This is a genomic window from Amycolatopsis dendrobii, assembly GCF_014145675.1.
Taxonomy (GTDB): domain Bacteria; phylum Actinomycetota; class Actinomycetes; order Mycobacteriales; family Pseudonocardiaceae; genus Amycolatopsis; species Amycolatopsis dendrobii.
Map to the genome: position 1 here is coordinate 1 of NZ_JACGZW010000008.1, position 13743 is coordinate 13743.

Genomic DNA, 13743 nt, shown 5'->3' on the forward strand with positions numbered 1-13743 from the left:
CAGGCCGTCCCCCTTTCCCCCCCCCGCCCCTCTCCCCCCCGCGCCGTAGTCACACTCAAAAATCGGGGTGCCCGTCTCACCACCCGACGGCAATGTCGCCGCCAGGCGACGAGCCGCGACCGGGAAGACAGACCTCACCCAACCCCGAGATAAGCCTCCTTGATACTGGTATCGGCCAGCAATTCCTGCCCAGTACCAGTCTTGGTGATCTGCCCAGTCTCCAGCACATAAGCCCGATGCGCCCGGGACAACGCCTGCTGCGCGTTCTGCTCGACCAGCAGCACGGTCGTCCCCTGCCGGTTGATCTCCGTGATAATCCGGAAAATCTGCTGAATGAACTGCGGCGCCAACCCCATCGAAGGCTCGTCCAGCAACAACAGCCGAGGCTTGGCCATCAACGCCCGCCCGATGGCAAGCATCTGCTGCTCACCCCCGGACATCGTCCCGCCGACCTGAGTCTTCCGCTCAGCCAGCCGCGGAAACAACTCGAACACCCGGTCGAAGTCAGGCTGCAGATTCTTCCGGTCCTTGCGCGCATAAGCGCCCATGTCCAGATTCTCCAGCACCGTCATGCCGGGGAAAATCCCCCGGCCCTCCGGCGCCTGCGAAATCCCGCGAACCACCCGCAAATCCCCGCGCAGCCGCGAAATGTCCTCGCCGTCAAACCGGATAGCCCCGCCAGAAATGGGCCGGATCCCGGAAATCGCCCGCATCGTGGTCGACTTGCCGGCGCCGTTCGCCCCGATGAGGGTGACGATCTCGCCCTCGTTGACCGTGATCGACAGCCCGGACACTGCCTGGATCCGTCCGTAGTGAACGGAAACGTCGGATAGCTCAAGCAACGTCATCGTCGGGAACTCCCAGGTAAGCGGCGATCACGGCGGGGTTCTCCCGGATTTCGGAAGGCAGCCCGTCGGCGATCTTCTTGCCGAACTCCAGCACCACGATCCGGTCGGTGACGCCCATGACGAGCTTCATGTCGTGTTCGATCAGCAGGACGGTGTAGCCGTCGTCGCGGATCGTCCGGATCAGCCCCATGAGCTCTTCCTTCTCCGCCGGGTTGAACCCGGCGGCAGGCTCGTCGAGGCACAGCAGCTTCGGCTCGGTGGCGAGCGCCCGCGCGATCTCCAGCCGCCGCTGGTAACCGTAGGGCAGGTTCTTCGCGCGGTCCGCGGCCCGGTCGGCGATGCCGACGAATTCCAGCAGCGCCATGGCCTTCTCGATCGCCTGCTTCTCCTCGCGGTGGTGCCGCGGGACTCGCAGGAGCGCGCCGAGCAGGCTCGTCTTGTGCCGCGCGTCGGTGCCGACGACCACGTTCTCCAGCGCGGTCATCTCGGAGAACAGCCGGATGTTCTGGAACGTCCGCGCGATGCCGAGCTGCGTGATCCCGTGCCGCGACGTCTTGCCGAGCGGCTTGTCCTCGAGCAGCACCTGCCCCGACGACGGCCGGTAGACGCCGGTCATCGCGTTGAAGCAGGTCGTCTTGCCCGCGCCGTTCGGCCCGATCAGGCCCAGGATCTCGCCGCGCCGGATCTCGAAGGACACCGAGTCCAGCGCGACCAGCCCGCCGAAGCGGACGGTGACGTCGTCGACCTTGAGCAGCGTCTGCCCGTAGTCGGCCTGGATCTCCCGGTCCGGCGCGACGACCTCGGCGACCTCGGCCTCGTGCTCGGCGAGCTCCTCGGCGGTCATGTTCGCGACCTCGGCCACGAGGCCGCCCTCGGCCGGGACCTCGGGCCCGTTTCCGTTGCCAGGGACCGTCATGCCCTCTCCCCCTGGTTGTCGGTGGCCAGCGAACCGTCGCTGCTGACCTGTTCGCCCTTGCCGAGCAGCCGCTGGTACGCCTGCCTGCCGTAGGCGAGCAGCCGCTGCCGCGCGCCGAGCAGGCCCTGCGGGCGAAAGATCATCAGGACGATCAGCGCCAAGCCGAAGATCAGGTACTTGTACTCCGCGATCGCCTGGAACCGCAGCGGCACGTACGCCACCACGATCGCGCCCAGCAGCACGCCGACCTTGTTGCCCGCGCCGCCGAGAATGACCGCGGCCAGGAACAGCATCGACGTGACCACGTCGAACTTCTGGTTGTTCACGAAGCCCAATTGCCCCGCGTACAGCGCCCCGGAGAGACCGCCGACCGCGGCGCCGCCGACGAACGCCCAGATCTTGAACTTGAACGTCGGCACGCCCATGATCTCGGCCGCGTCCTCGTCGTCGCGGATCGCGACCCACGCGCGGCCGACGCGGCTGCGCTCCAGGTTCCCGACCACGAACAGGATCACGATGATGATCGTGACGCAGAGCCAGTACCACGGGATGCCGTCGGTGTTGTTGAAGAGCGGGCTGCCGTCGGCCTTCGTGCCCGGCGGATGCCCGACGCCCTGGAAACCGCGGTTGCCGCGCAGCGGGTCGATGTTGTCGGCCAGCAGCCGCACGATCTCGCCGAAGCCCAGCGTGACGATCGCCAGGTAGTCGCCGCGCAACCGCAGCGTCGGCGTCCCCAGGATCACCCCGAAGATCATCGTGACCACCATCGCGATCGGCAGCACGACGAGGAACGGCAGCTTCGCCAAGGACGAGTCCGGGCTCGTGAACAGCGCCATCACGTAGGCGCCGATCGCGAAGAACCCGACGTAGCCGAGGTCGAGCAGACCCGCTTGGCCGACCACGATGTTGAGGCCGATGGCGACCAGCGCGTAGCGGGCCACCTCGAACATCGCGATCGGGAAGTCGTACCCGGGCTGGGTGGTGATCAGCGGCGGGTTCAGCACCGGCAGCAGGTAGACCAGCGCCACCAGCGGGATGAGCACCCCCCACTGCTGGACCCGGGAGAGCCGGTTCCACCATTCCGAGAGCGGGCGGCGGCGCGCCTTCGCCGGCGCGGCGGGCGGCGTCGTAGTCGTCGTCATACCCGTGCCTTTCCGAGCGATTCGCCGAGAATGCCGGTCGGGCGGAACATCAGGATCAGCACGAGCAGGACGAACGCGACGACGTCGCGCCATTCCCCGCCGAACAGCGACTGCCCGTAGTTCTCCACGACCCCGAGCAGCAGGCCGCCCAGCAGCGCGCCGCGCAGGTTGCCGATGCCGCCGAGCACCGCGGCGGTGAACGCCTTGATGCCGAGGATGAAGCCGCCCTGGTAGGAGGCGCCCTGCGGGATCTTCATCATGTAGAACAGCGCCGCCGCGCCGGCCAGCAGGCCGCCGATGAGGAACGTCAGGGTGATGACGCGTTCCTTGTTGACGCCCATCAGCGTCGCGGTGTCCGGGTCCTGCGCGACCGCGCGGATGCCGCGGCCGAACTTGGTGCGGTTGACGAACATGTCCGTGCCGACCATCAGCAGGATCGAGGCCACCACGGTGATGATGGTGACGATCGTGACGCTGCCGCCGAAGATCGTGAACACCTCGTCGTTGCGCAGCAGCCGGATGCTGTTCTCCGGGTTGCCGCCGCGCCAGATGAACAGGATCTGCTGCAGCACGAAGGACGCGCCGATCGCGGTGATCAGGAAGACCAGCCGGGGGGCCTTGCGTTTGCGCAGCGGCCGGTAGGCCACGCGTTCCAGCACGACCGCGGTGCCGCCGGACACCGCCATCGACGCGATGAGCGCGAGCAGCAGGAAGCCGATCAGTTCGAAGATCGGCAGGTCGGGGGTCGCGCCGGGGCGGAAACCCAGGCCGTAGAAGGTGAACCACGTCGCGAAGGCGCCGTAGATGAACACCTCGGAGTGGGCGAAGTTGATGAGTTTGAGCACGCCGTAGACGAGGGTGTAGCCCAGCGCCACGAGCGCGTAGATGCTGCCGTAGGAAAGACCGTCGATCGTGTTGTCCCAGAACTGGTTCAGGAACGAATTCACGTCGAAGGTGATCCAGCTGCCGCCGCCCTGCGCGAGGACGAGCGAGCTGAGGTCAGGGGTCATCGACACACTAGTTCTCCATGTGGGTCCGGGGTGCGGGCGAGGCGGGATCGTGCCGCCTGGCCCGCACCCCGGTACTGGAACCGAAAGCGGTGAGCTACTTGATCTCGGTGTTGCGGACGATCTTTCCGTTGTCCACCTTGTAGGTCCACACGGTGGTCGCGGCGAGCTCGCCGTGGTCGTCCCACTTGAAGTGCTTCGTGATGCCCTGGCCGTCGTAGGTCTTCACGAAGTCCAGCAGGCCGGCGCGGTCCTTCTTGCCGGCGTCGATCCCCTTCAGCAGGATCGTCGCGACGTCGTAGGCCTCGGGCGAGTAGGTGCCCGGGTCGACGCCGGTCGCGGCCTTGTAGGCGTCGGTGAACTTGGTGAACTGGTCAGCCGGGACACACGGGCAGGTGAAGTACGCGTTGGCCGCGGCGTCGCCGGCGCCCTTCACGAACAGGTCGTCCTTCACGCCGTCCGGGCCGACGAACTTGGCCTTGACGCCCGCGTCGTTCAGCTGCTGCGCGAACGGAGCGGCTTCCTGGTAGTAGCCCGAGTAGAAGATCGCGTCCGGCTTCTCGCCCTTGATCTTGTTGACCACCGCGGAGAAGTCGGTCTGCTTCGTCTTGACCTTGTCCTGGCAGCTCGCCTTGTCGCCGAGCGCCTTGACGGTCGAGGCGGCGAGACCGGTGCCGTACTCGGAGTCGTCCTCGATCACGCAGACCTTGCTGGCCTTGAGCTCGCCGGTGATGAACTTCGCGGCGGCCGGGCCCTGCGCGTTGTCGTTGCCCAGCGCGCGGAAGAAGGTCTTCCAGCCGTTCTGGGCGAGCGACGGGTTCGTCGCCGACGGGGTCACCGCGACCAGGCCCGCGGAGTTGAAGATGTTGCCCGCGGCCTTCGACTCGCCCGAGAACGGGAGGCCGATGACGCCGATGATGCCCGGGGTGTTGACGATCTGGGTCACGATGCCCGGCGCCTTGTCCGGGGTGCCCTCGGTGTCGAACTCCGCGAGCTTGACCTGGCAGCCCGGGTTGGCCTTGTTGTGCTGGTCGACCGCCAGCTTCGCGCCCTTGAGGATGTTCTGGCCAAGGGCCGCGTTCGCGCCGTTGATCGTGCCGGCGTAGGCGATCGAGGTCGGCGCGCACTGCGCCTTGCCGTCTCCCGCCGGGTCCGCCGCGTTCGCCGCCGCCGACGGGGCCGCGGCCTGCGGCGCGCCGCTGTCGCCACCCGAGTCACCGCCGGTCCGCGCCGAGCAGGCGCCAAGGGAGATGACTCCCGCCGCGGCCAGCACGATGACCTTAGTGAGTCGTGCTCTCTGCACTCGTTCCTCCAAATGCCACCCGCCACGCTCCTGCGGAACGGCGGGTCCCTGCGTGGGACTTCGACTGGGCGCTGAACGTAGCCGCCGGGTGAGGTGTTGCACAGAGTCACAGCGAGTCTTGTATCCACATCGTGACGGTCGTCACGAGAATTAACGGACGATTTACACTCGATCGTCTTATTGCAACGACCGAGTGAATGACTCTTCGTGTCCGAGCACCCCTCGAAAGGACCTTGACCTGACGTCCGATCGATGGGGGCAGTCTAGGAACATCCCCTCCGTCATCGTGACCGACACCACGATCCCCCGGCCTCCAAGGTAGCAACCTTGCCCTTTCGCGCAGGGCAGATCAACCCGCACGGGTGGGTCCGGCTTCGGTGCCGCACAAGGGTTTTCCCTGGTCGGCAGCCAGGTTTCGGCGCGACCCGGCGACGAGGGACAGACGCGGCGAACCGGACGGAGTCCCGCTGGCCGGGAGCGCACTCCGGGGCCAGGCGGTGACTCTCCGACACGATTTCCGGCGTTCCCGAAGTGCCGGGCAACGAAAAAGCGGGCGCGACCCCCTGGTCACGCCCGCTTCCCGGATGCTTGCCGGTTGCTCAGCCGATGCTTTCCACGACCGCCTCGGCGACGGCCTTCATCGTGGTGCGCCGGTCCATCGCGGTGCGCTGGATCCAGCGGAACGCGTCCGGTTCGGTGAGCCCCTGGCGGCTCATCAGCAGGCCCTTCGCCCGGTCGATGACCTTGCGGGTCTCGAGCCGGTCGGTGAGCCCGGCGACCTCGGCCTCGAGGGCCTGCAGCTCGGAGAACCGGCTGACGGCCAGCTCGATGGCGGGCACGAGGTCGCGTTTGGCGAACGGCTTCACCAGATAGGCCATGGTGCCCGCGTCGCGGGCCCGTTCGACGAGGTCGCGCTGGCTGAACGCGGTGAGAATGACGACCGGCGCGATCCGGTCGCCGGTGATCCGCGCGGCCGCCTCGATGCCGTCGAGCTTCGGCATCTTGACGTCGAGGATCACGAGGTCCGGCTTGAGGTCGGTGGCCAGCGCGATGGCCTCCTCGCCGTCGCCGGCCTCGCCGACCACCTCGTAGCCCTCTTCGCGCAGCATTTCCACCAGGTCGAGCCGGATGAGCGCCTCGTCTTCCGCGACGAGCACCCGTCGCTGCGGCACGCCGGCGGCGGCGCCGTTCGACTCGGCAGCCTGTTCGGTCACCGGTGTCCTCCTGAAGGCTCGGCGGGACGTCTTCGACACGCGGTCACCCGCGAGAGCCCAGCGTACCGGGACCGATCCAGATCCCACGATGGCGTTCACCACGAAGTGGCGGGCGACACCCAGCCCCGGCCCCAAGTCGATCACCGTCGATCACCGGACCCGGTCGCCGGCGGGGAGGGCGGGTCCCGTAAAGTTCCCGGCACTGCGCCCCCGTAGCCCAACTGGCAGAGGCAACGGATTCAAAACCCGTCCAGTGTGAGTTCGAATCTCACCGGGGGCACCCAGAATCTCGCTGTTTCCGCTGCTCAGCGGCTTGCCGTCAGTGGCAGCCCAGCCGGCCGATTCCTGTTCCCGCAGGTCGGACGGCCTGAGTTCGAATCCTCAGGGCACCGGCAGGAGTTACCGCCTTCTCGAGCGCTGCCGACGCATTAGGCCCGCTGCTCCCGACGGGAACGCAGCACCCCAACCAGGACGAACAGCTGCTCCTGCATCGCACGCGAGGGCTGGGGCCGCCGAGCAGCACGCACACAACCCGGCACCGGGCGGGAAGGCCGACCGGAGCGGCATCTGACGCGGGGACAAGTGGGGCTGAATCGAGGCGGCGCCCCGACGCGTCCAGTCCGCGCGGTCGCCGCCTCGCCGGCACAGACTGCTCTCCTGCACCGATTTCCCAGCACAATCCTCGTCAAGAATGCACGCAACGTTGCTTGTCGATGTCCCAGTTTCCTCCGCTGTCCAAGCAATCGCTGAACTCGCGCTGACCGTCTACCCACGCCTTGTGCCCCGCGCACACGTCGTATTTCAGCTCGTCGCCGTCCCTGCATTGGTAGCCGTACTGGGGAGGCTTTCGCGGCGGAGTCTTTCGCGTCGGCGCCGCTTTGGCAGCCGATGGGGCTCGCGCGCCCGGCACCCTCGCCGAGGTACTTGCCGGCACCGGAGGCATCGTCGTTGTCGCCGCTGGGCCGGACGACCCCGGAGAGGGCACGACGCTGGTTGCGGCGGGCGGATTCGCCGGTATCGACGAAGAGGGTGCCGCCGGCGCACCACCGCACCCGGCCACCGCCAAGGCTGCGATGAGCAGAATTCCCCAGAACCGCAACCTTGTCATGCTGCGACCCCCGACCGACTCGACGACATAACTGACCTGCAAGTCGTGCCACGGCACAAGCAGTGCAACAGCATCGAGCGCCACGTCACCCGACTGAAATCAAGACGACGGCGTCACGAAATCGACGACCGCCGGGCTCGCGACGATGAAGTTCTCGGCGCGTACTTCGGCCGGTTTGGCGAGGTGCGGGTCGCGCTCAATCCACCGTTTCCTTCCGTGGCTGCCCTGGCCTCATCGGGCAACTCGCCGAGGAAACGCGCCACCTGGTCGCCAACGACATCTTCCTCTCCCGCCCGCCGCAACGAATCCGTCGACCCTGGCCCGATGTGACACCCCGGCATAAACGGCAGGTGCACAAGGCTGGGCAAGAGCTGACACTTGCTCATCAATGACCGCCAGGTGGGGGTCGAGCAGGAATCGCGACAGGTTGTCACTGCCGGCCGATCCGCGTCAGTCCGATCGACCGGTTTCGTCCGGCCATGGATCTCGATCGCGGCGTGGTCGGAGAAGTGTCCCGTCCAGTGACCGGACAGGCACCGGCTGCCCAGTCGAGGACGGAGCCGATCGGACCATCGTCGCGATCGTCAAGGACGTCGAGCCCGGCGGTTCCGAAGACTCGGACAGGCTCCCCTCAGAGCGGTGCCCGGCCCTGGCCAGCCTGCCCGCCGCCCGGCGCGCCGAAGGGGGTGTGCGCGGTGCGTTTGAGGGTGATCGAGCTGACCCGTCCGGCCAGCGTGCCGGGGATTTCCCAGTCGCCGGGGACGCCGGTGAAGCAGGCGTCGTGGGCGTGAGCGGCCCGCAGGATGGCGTCGGTGTCGTCGACGGTGAGCCGGGAGAAGCGGACTCGTGCCTTGCCGGGGCCGTCGAGCGCGACGACGCCGTCGCGCGGGCAGCCGCCGAGGCATTGGACGTGGCGGATGCCGACCTTGTCGCCGCCGAGGTGCTCGGCGATGGCGGCGGTGAGGGCGTGGCTGAATTCGCCGCTGTGCTGGGGGTCGTAGCGGGGGCAGGTGGCGCAGACGAGCAGTGTCACGGATACCTCGGCGCGGGCTGAGTGCGGGGACGGCGCCGGGACGGGCGGGCGTGGCCGCGGGTGGTGGCAGGCCGCCCGTCCCGGAGGACGGGTCATGGCCGGTCGGCGGTTTCCTTGTGGAACTTGCCGTCCTTCATGATGGCGTGGAGTTTCCCTTTGTCTTGCAGGACGGTGATGTCGGCGAGCGGGTCGCCGTCGACGAGCAGCAGGTCGGCGAGGTAGCCGGGCTGGACCTTGCCGAGTTCGTCGGGACGGAGCATGATCTCGCCGCCTTGCGCGGTCGCGGCGAGGATGGCTTCCATCGGGGTGAACTCGAAACGTTCGACGAAGTGCTGCAGGTCGCGGGCGTAGGTGCCGTGCGGGGTCCAGGCGAAGCCGTAGTCGCCGCCGGGCAGCACCCGGATCCCGCGGCGGTGCATCTCGATCATGGCCGCGGTCGCCGTCTCCAGCTCGCGCTTGTAGCCGGCGGCTTCGGCGGCTTCCTGCGGGTAGCCGAAGTCGGCTGCTTCGTAGAGAGTGGCCACGAGCCAGTTCACGCCGGGCGCGACGAAGATCCAGTCCTTCGCGGATTCGAGCAGGTCCATGCCTTCTTCGTCGGTGAAGCTGGCGTGGTAGACGATGTCGACGCCGTGGCGGACGCACATCTTGACGCTTTCGGCGCTGCGGGCGTGCGCGCAGACCCGCTTGCCGCGGCGGTGCGCCTCGGTGACCGCGGCCGCGACTTCCTCGTCGGACATGTAGGTGTCCTCGGCGCGCTGGGTGCCGGTGATCTCTTCGCCGGTCATGGAAAGCTTGATCTGGTCGACCCCGATTTCGATGAGACGGCGCACGGCCTTGCGCATTTCCTCGGGACCGTCGGCGAACCAGGTGATGCCCTTGACCAGTTCGCCGCCCGTGACCGCGATTTCCGGGCCGTTGGCGAGGTAGCGCGGGCCGGGGAACCGGCCGGCGTTGATGACGTCGCGGCAGACGACGTCGAGGCGGTCTTTGGCCGAGGCCGCGCCGAGGCACATCGTGTAGCCGGAATCGAGGTAGGACCGTGCGGACTCGATCGCGAACAGCAGGTGCTCCTCGACCGGAAGCGCGGCCAGACCGTCGAGGTCGCCGCTGTTGTTCCAGGTGAAGTGGGTGTGGGCGTCGCACAGCCCGGACATCAGGGTGCGGCCGCGGCCGTCGATCACGCGGGCGCCGGCGGCCGCGGCGGGGTCGACGGCGCCGACCGCGGCGATGCGGTCGTGGTCGACGAGCACGTCGCCGCGGTAGGGGTCGGCCCCGGTGGAGTCCAGGACGGACACGTCGCGGAACAAAGTCTTGCTGGCGGGAACGGACATGGGAACTCCTCGGCATTGAGGCGCAGAAGCGTTGCGGTTACAGGAACTTCGTGAGCTGATCGGTGGTGTCGGCGGCGGCTTCCAGCGCCGTCCAGTGCCCGACGCCGGGCAGGATCGACACGGTGGCGTCCCCGTGCGCGGCAGCGAGCGCCTGGCTCACCGCGGGCGGGCCGACTTTGTCGTCGGAACCGGTGATCAGCAGCAGCGGCAGATCCGCGGGAACCGCTCCCGGGTCGGTCGCGGCGGCGAGCGCTTCGCAATTGCGGGCGTAGCCTTCAGGGTCCTGGCGCATCACCAGTTCCCGCACGAACGCGGCGACTTCGGGCTTGTCCCGCCGCGTTGTTTCGGACAGTGCGTTGGCCACCACGCCGGGCGCGACGGCAGCGGTGCCTTGGCCGCGCAGGACAGCGGCGCGGTCTCGCTGGGCTTGCCGTCCCGCGTCGGCCGGTTCGGCGACCGCGCCCAGCAGCGCCAGGGCCGTCGCCCGCCGCGGATGCCGGGCCGCGAAGGCGCGGGCGACGAGCGTGCCCATCGAATGCGCGACCACTGCCGCCGCGTCGGCCTCGAAGGCGTCGAGCACTGCCGCGAGGTCGTCGGCGTGGGACTCGATGCTGATCCCGTCGCGCAGTCCGGACCGCCCGGCTCCGGCGGAATCGACCCGGATCACCCGGAACCGTTCGGCCAGCGCTTGCGCCTGCACCTGATAGAAGTTCGAGGTGCCGCCCAAACCGTGCACCATCAGCACGGCCGGTCCCGCGCCCTCGGCTTCGACCGCCAGTTCGGCGCCGTTGATCTTCATGTCCGCGTTCCTTTCGTGCTCAGGCGATCCGGTTGCGCAGCGCGCCCAGACCGGAGACGGACACCTCGACGACGTCCCCGCGGCGCAGGAACTTCGGCGGCTCGAACCCGATCCCGACCCCGGCCGGCGTGCCGGTGGCGATGATGTCGCCCGGCAGCAGCGTGATCCCCGCCGACAGCGTCGCGATCAGCTCCGGGATGTCGAAGATGAGGTCCTTGACCAGCGCCAGCTGCCGGCTCTCCCCGTTGACCGAGGTCTCCAGCTCGAGCGCGGTCACATCCGGGACCTCGTCCGCGGTGACCGCGTACGGGCCCATCGGGCAGTGCGTGTCCAGCGACTTGCCCAGCAGCCACTGCTTGTGGTCCCGCTGCAGATCCCGCGCGGTCACGTCGTTGACGATCGTGTAGCCCCACACGTGCTCGAACGCGTCCGCGCGGGAGATCCCGCGTCCGCCCCGGCCGATGATCACCCCGAGTTCGCCCTCGTAGTCCAGCTCGGCGGTCACCCCGGGGTGGGCGGACACCTCGTCGAACGGACCGGTCACCGACGTGGTGGCCTTGGAGAACAGGATCGGCTTGTCCGGCAGCGCCTCCGACCGGCCCGGGGTGTCGTAGCCGCTGCGGCCGAACTCGGCCACGTGGTCGCGGTAGTTCTTGCCCACGCAGAACACATTGCGGCGCGGCACCGGAATCGGCGCCCGCAACCGCACCGACTCCAGCGGCACCGGCTCCAGCCCGCCCGCCCGCGACGTCAGTACCGGGCCGAGCTCGTCCCACCGCTCGACCAGTTCCAGCACGCCCGTCCCGGCCGGAAGCAGTCCTGTCACGTCCCGCACCGCGGCAGCCTCGACCAGCCCGACCCGGTCACCGGCGCCCGCCGAGAATGTCACCAGCTTCATTGTGAACCAATCATGACCAATTAGCACCAAATCTGACCAAGCTGACCGTACGCGTGCCGCCCCCGGTTGTCGACACCTGCGCGGAAACTGGTCTCGATCGGCCCGATTGGTTCAGATTGGTTTGTCGCCGTGCGGTAGGATGCGACCATGACGGCGACCACGGTGGAGCACTCGCTGCGCGCCTTCGTTGTCGACGGCGCCCGCGACGGCAGCCTCGGCCCCGGCGCGAAACTTCCCACCGAACGCGCCCTCGTCGAACAACTCTCCGCACCCCGCAGCGCCGTGCGCCGCGCCCTGGAAGCCCTGGAACGCGACGGACTGGTCGTCCGCCACGTCGGCCGCGGCACCTTCCTCACCGAAGCGGTTGCCGGCCAGGTCGACGGAGCCCCCGCCGACACCAGCCCCACCGAAATCATGCAAGTGCGGCAACTGCTCGAACCGCAAGTAGCCACTCTCGCCGCGCGCGTGGCCACGCAAGCCGACCTCGACCGCATCGCCCGTTCCCTCGCCGTGGGCGGCGAGGCCGCGGACTTCGAAAGCTTCGAACGCGCCGACGCCACCCTGCACCGCGCCATCGCCACCGCCGCCCACAACGGCCTGCTCATGAACATGTTCGACGTCATGAACACCGCCCGCGCCCTGCCCATCTGGGGCAACCTCAAGCGCCGGACGTCCACCCCCGAACTGCGCGCCTGCTACCACCGCGAGCACACCGACATCGTGACCGCCCTGCGAGACCGCGACCCAGACGGCGCCGGCGCCGCCATGCGCCAGCACCTCCAGCACGTCGCCGACAGCCTTCTCGGCCGACCCTGAACCGGCGGGGAACACCGGCGCGCGCGTTGTGCTCGCCGGCGGGCTGCCGCACCGAGACGCTGCTCCCGCCGGACACCACCGTGTGGCTCGCCTGAGTACCGGCTACTGCTGCGCCCAGGCCATGGTCCGCGCCCACGCCGGTGTCTCCCTCATCCCCGGCCCCGGCTTGGACGCCGTCCTCATCTCCCCACCGCCGCCTCGGCATCGTCGACCCGCCATCACCCAGCCCCGAAGCCGCCGCCCGCCGGACGGCTCTGCCGAAACAGGCACGACCGACCGCCAGCAACTCGAGTTCAAGCCTCGCCACGGTGGCTGCTGTTTGAAATCTTCCCGGCGAAACCCTTGTCCACCAGCAAGATCCGGCCGTTTCGGACTGCCCGACACTTCGACTGGCGCGGCGCAGGCACAGTTCTTCCTCAGCCACGGCGGCGGCTGGGGCACCGGCCGGCGGGACGCTGCGGCTGTCGCGTCCCCCGACGGCGAATCTCACGCACCTCACCGTCATTCTGTGTTGACCCATAACGGATTTCGCGTTCGGCGAGCGCAGTACGGCCGCCGCGGCTCCGGGTGATCGACGGAGCCGCGGCGGCCGTTGTTCCAGGCTCCCGCAAAGGAATGGCCGAAGTCTGGATCCGGTTCTACTTGTTGGCGCCGGGGGTGAGCACCTTGTCGATCACGAACACCGTGGCGTTCTTGGTCGGGATGTTGCCGCACAGGATCTTCGCGCCGTTGACGGTCATGTTGTCGCCGGAGCCTTCGATCTTGATCGGCCCGCCCGCGGTGTTGAGCGAGGTCACGTCGCCGGCGGCGGCGAGGCCCTTCGCGTCGTAGCGCTTGCCCAAGACGTGGTACTGCAGAATCGGGGCCAGCTGGTTCGGGTTCTTGGCCAGTTCGGCGAACTTCGCGTCGCCCAGCGCGGCGAAGGCGGAGTCGGCGGGCGCGAACACGGTGATCGCCTGCTGGCTGTTGAGCGTGTCCACCAGGTTCGTCGCCTTCACCGCGGCGACCAGCTTGGTCAGCAACGGGTTCGTCGAAGCCGCGGAGGCCACCGGCTGCGGCCCCATCGAGTCGAGCGAACCGGGAGCGTTGCCCTGCGGCAGCTTCGAGCACGCCGGGCCGAACACGTCGGCGTTCGTCGTCACGCCGTCGCCGGAGGACGCGCTGCTGGACATCGGCGCGGACATCGAGCTCGACATCGGCGCGGGCGCGCTGGAATTGCCGCTCCCGGACGAGTTGTCGCTGCCGCTGCACGCGGTCAGGGTCAGCGCGGCGGCCGCGGTAAGGCCGACACCCGCGACGCGGAATTTGTTCACGATGATTCACTCCTA

The 13743-nt window shown here is 68.5% G+C and carries 13 protein-coding genes and 1 tRNA gene; 3 read left to right on the plus strand and 11 right to left on the minus strand.

What is annotated here, in order from left to right; genetic code table 11:
• Positions 1-134 precede the first annotated feature (134 nt).
• From H4281_RS23225 to H4281_RS23250, 6 genes are all read right to left on the minus strand, one after another.
• Positions 135-848: an ABC transporter ATP-binding protein gene (locus H4281_RS23225; protein ID WP_116203489.1), complete on the minus strand. Its 714-nt coding sequence runs from the start codon at positions 846-848 to the stop codon at positions 135-137.
• On the minus strand, positions 835-1764 hold the full coding sequence (locus tag H4281_RS23230; protein ID WP_182893044.1) for an ABC transporter ATP-binding protein: 930 nt from the start codon (positions 1762-1764) through the stop codon (positions 835-837). Before H4281_RS23230 ends, H4281_RS23225 begins: the two co-directional genes overlap by 14 nt.
• Positions 1761-2906 carry a branched-chain amino acid ABC transporter permease gene (locus tag H4281_RS23235; protein WP_182893045.1) on the minus strand — a complete coding sequence of 382 codons (1146 nt, stop codon included), beginning with the start codon at positions 2904-2906 and terminating at the stop codon, positions 1761-1763. Before H4281_RS23235 ends, H4281_RS23230 begins: the two co-directional genes overlap by 4 nt.
• Positions 2903-3916, minus strand: coding sequence for a branched-chain amino acid ABC transporter permease (locus H4281_RS23240; RefSeq protein ID WP_182893046.1), 1014 nt, complete (start codon positions 3914-3916; stop codon positions 2903-2905). Before H4281_RS23240 ends, H4281_RS23235 begins: the two co-directional genes overlap by 4 nt.
• Positions 3917-4010: 94 nt before the next feature.
• Positions 4011-5186, minus strand: a complete 1176-nt coding sequence (locus tag H4281_RS23245) for a branched-chain amino acid ABC transporter substrate-binding protein (RefSeq protein WP_182893467.1) — start codon at positions 5184-5186, stop codon at positions 4011-4013.
• A 629-nt stretch (positions 5187-5815) separates the two neighbouring features.
• Entirely contained in the window at positions 5816-6430 is a 615-nt protein-coding gene (locus H4281_RS23250; protein WP_009079762.1) for an ANTAR domain-containing response regulator, read from the minus strand.
• Between the two features lie 206 nt (positions 6431-6636).
• Between H4281_RS23250 and H4281_RS23255 the strand changes: the two genes are divergently transcribed.
• Positions 6637-6710: transfer RNA gene (locus tag H4281_RS23255), tRNA-Leu, on the plus strand.
• Between the two features lie 873 nt (positions 6711-7583).
• Positions 7584-7868 carry a hypothetical protein gene (locus tag H4281_RS23260; RefSeq protein ID WP_182893047.1) on the plus strand — a complete coding sequence of 95 codons (285 nt, stop codon included), beginning with the start codon at positions 7584-7586 and terminating at the stop codon, positions 7866-7868.
• A 301-nt stretch (positions 7869-8169) separates the two neighbouring features.
• Here H4281_RS23260 and H4281_RS23265 read toward each other — a convergent pair whose 3' ends face one another.
• From H4281_RS23265 to H4281_RS23280, 4 genes are all read right to left on the minus strand, one after another.
• Entirely contained in the window at positions 8170-8571 is a 402-nt protein-coding gene (locus H4281_RS23265) for a DUF1636 family protein (RefSeq protein WP_182893048.1), read from the minus strand.
• A 92-nt stretch (positions 8572-8663) separates the two neighbouring features.
• On the minus strand, positions 8664-9902 hold the full coding sequence (locus H4281_RS23270; RefSeq protein ID WP_182893049.1) for a metal-dependent hydrolase family protein: 1239 nt from the start codon (positions 9900-9902) through the stop codon (positions 8664-8666).
• Positions 9903-9939: 37 nt separating this feature from the next.
• Positions 9940-10701, minus strand: a complete 762-nt coding sequence (locus tag H4281_RS23275; protein ID WP_182893050.1) for an alpha/beta fold hydrolase — start codon at positions 10699-10701, stop codon at positions 9940-9942.
• 19 nt (positions 10702-10720) lie between these two features.
• Entirely contained in the window at positions 10721-11599 is an 879-nt protein-coding gene (locus H4281_RS23280; protein ID WP_182893051.1) for a fumarylacetoacetate hydrolase family protein, read from the minus strand.
• Between the two features lie 147 nt (positions 11600-11746).
• On the opposite strand from H4281_RS23280, the gene H4281_RS23285 reads away from it, so the two are divergent.
• Positions 11747-12415 carry a FadR/GntR family transcriptional regulator gene (locus H4281_RS23285; RefSeq protein WP_182893052.1) on the plus strand — a complete coding sequence of 223 codons (669 nt, stop codon included), beginning with the start codon at positions 11747-11749 and terminating at the stop codon, positions 12413-12415.
• A 638-nt stretch (positions 12416-13053) separates the two neighbouring features.
• Here the strand turns inward: H4281_RS23285 and H4281_RS23290 are convergent.
• Positions 13054-13728: a fasciclin domain-containing protein gene (locus H4281_RS23290; RefSeq protein WP_182893053.1), complete on the minus strand. Its 675-nt coding sequence runs from the start codon at positions 13726-13728 to the stop codon at positions 13054-13056.
• Between the last annotated feature and the right edge of the window lie 15 nt (positions 13729-13743).

What these genes read in the sequence shown, in the direction of transcription:
- H4281_RS23225 (WP_116203489.1), bottom strand. Translation starts at nt 848, where the DNA reads ATGACGTTGCTTGAGCTATCCGACGTTTCCGTTCACTACGGACGGATC.
- H4281_RS23230 (WP_182893044.1), bottom strand. Translation starts at nt 1,764, where the DNA reads ATGACGGTCCCTGGCAACGGAAACGGGCCCGAGGTCCCGGCCGAGGGC.
- H4281_RS23235 (WP_182893045.1), bottom strand. Translation starts at nt 2,906, where the DNA reads ATGACGACGACTACGACGCCGCCCGCCGCGCCGGCGAAGGCGCGCCGC.
- H4281_RS23240 (WP_182893046.1), bottom strand. Translation starts at nt 3,916, where the DNA reads ATGACCCCTGACCTCAGCTCGCTCGTCCTCGCGCAGGGCGGCGGCAGC.
- H4281_RS23270 (WP_182893049.1), bottom strand. Translation starts at nt 9,902, where the DNA reads ATGTCCGTTCCCGCCAGCAAGACTTTGTTCCGCGACGTGTCCGTCCTG.
- H4281_RS23275 (WP_182893050.1), bottom strand. Translation starts at nt 10,701, where the DNA reads ATGAAGATCAACGGCGCCGAACTGGCGGTCGAAGCCGAGGGCGCGGGA.
- H4281_RS23280 (WP_182893051.1), bottom strand. Translation starts at nt 11,599, where the DNA reads ATGAAGCTGGTGACATTCTCGGCGGGCGCCGGTGACCGGGTCGGGCTG.
- H4281_RS23285 (WP_182893052.1), top strand. Translation starts at nt 11,747, where the DNA reads ATGACGGCGACCACGGTGGAGCACTCGCTGCGCGCCTTCGTTGTCGAC.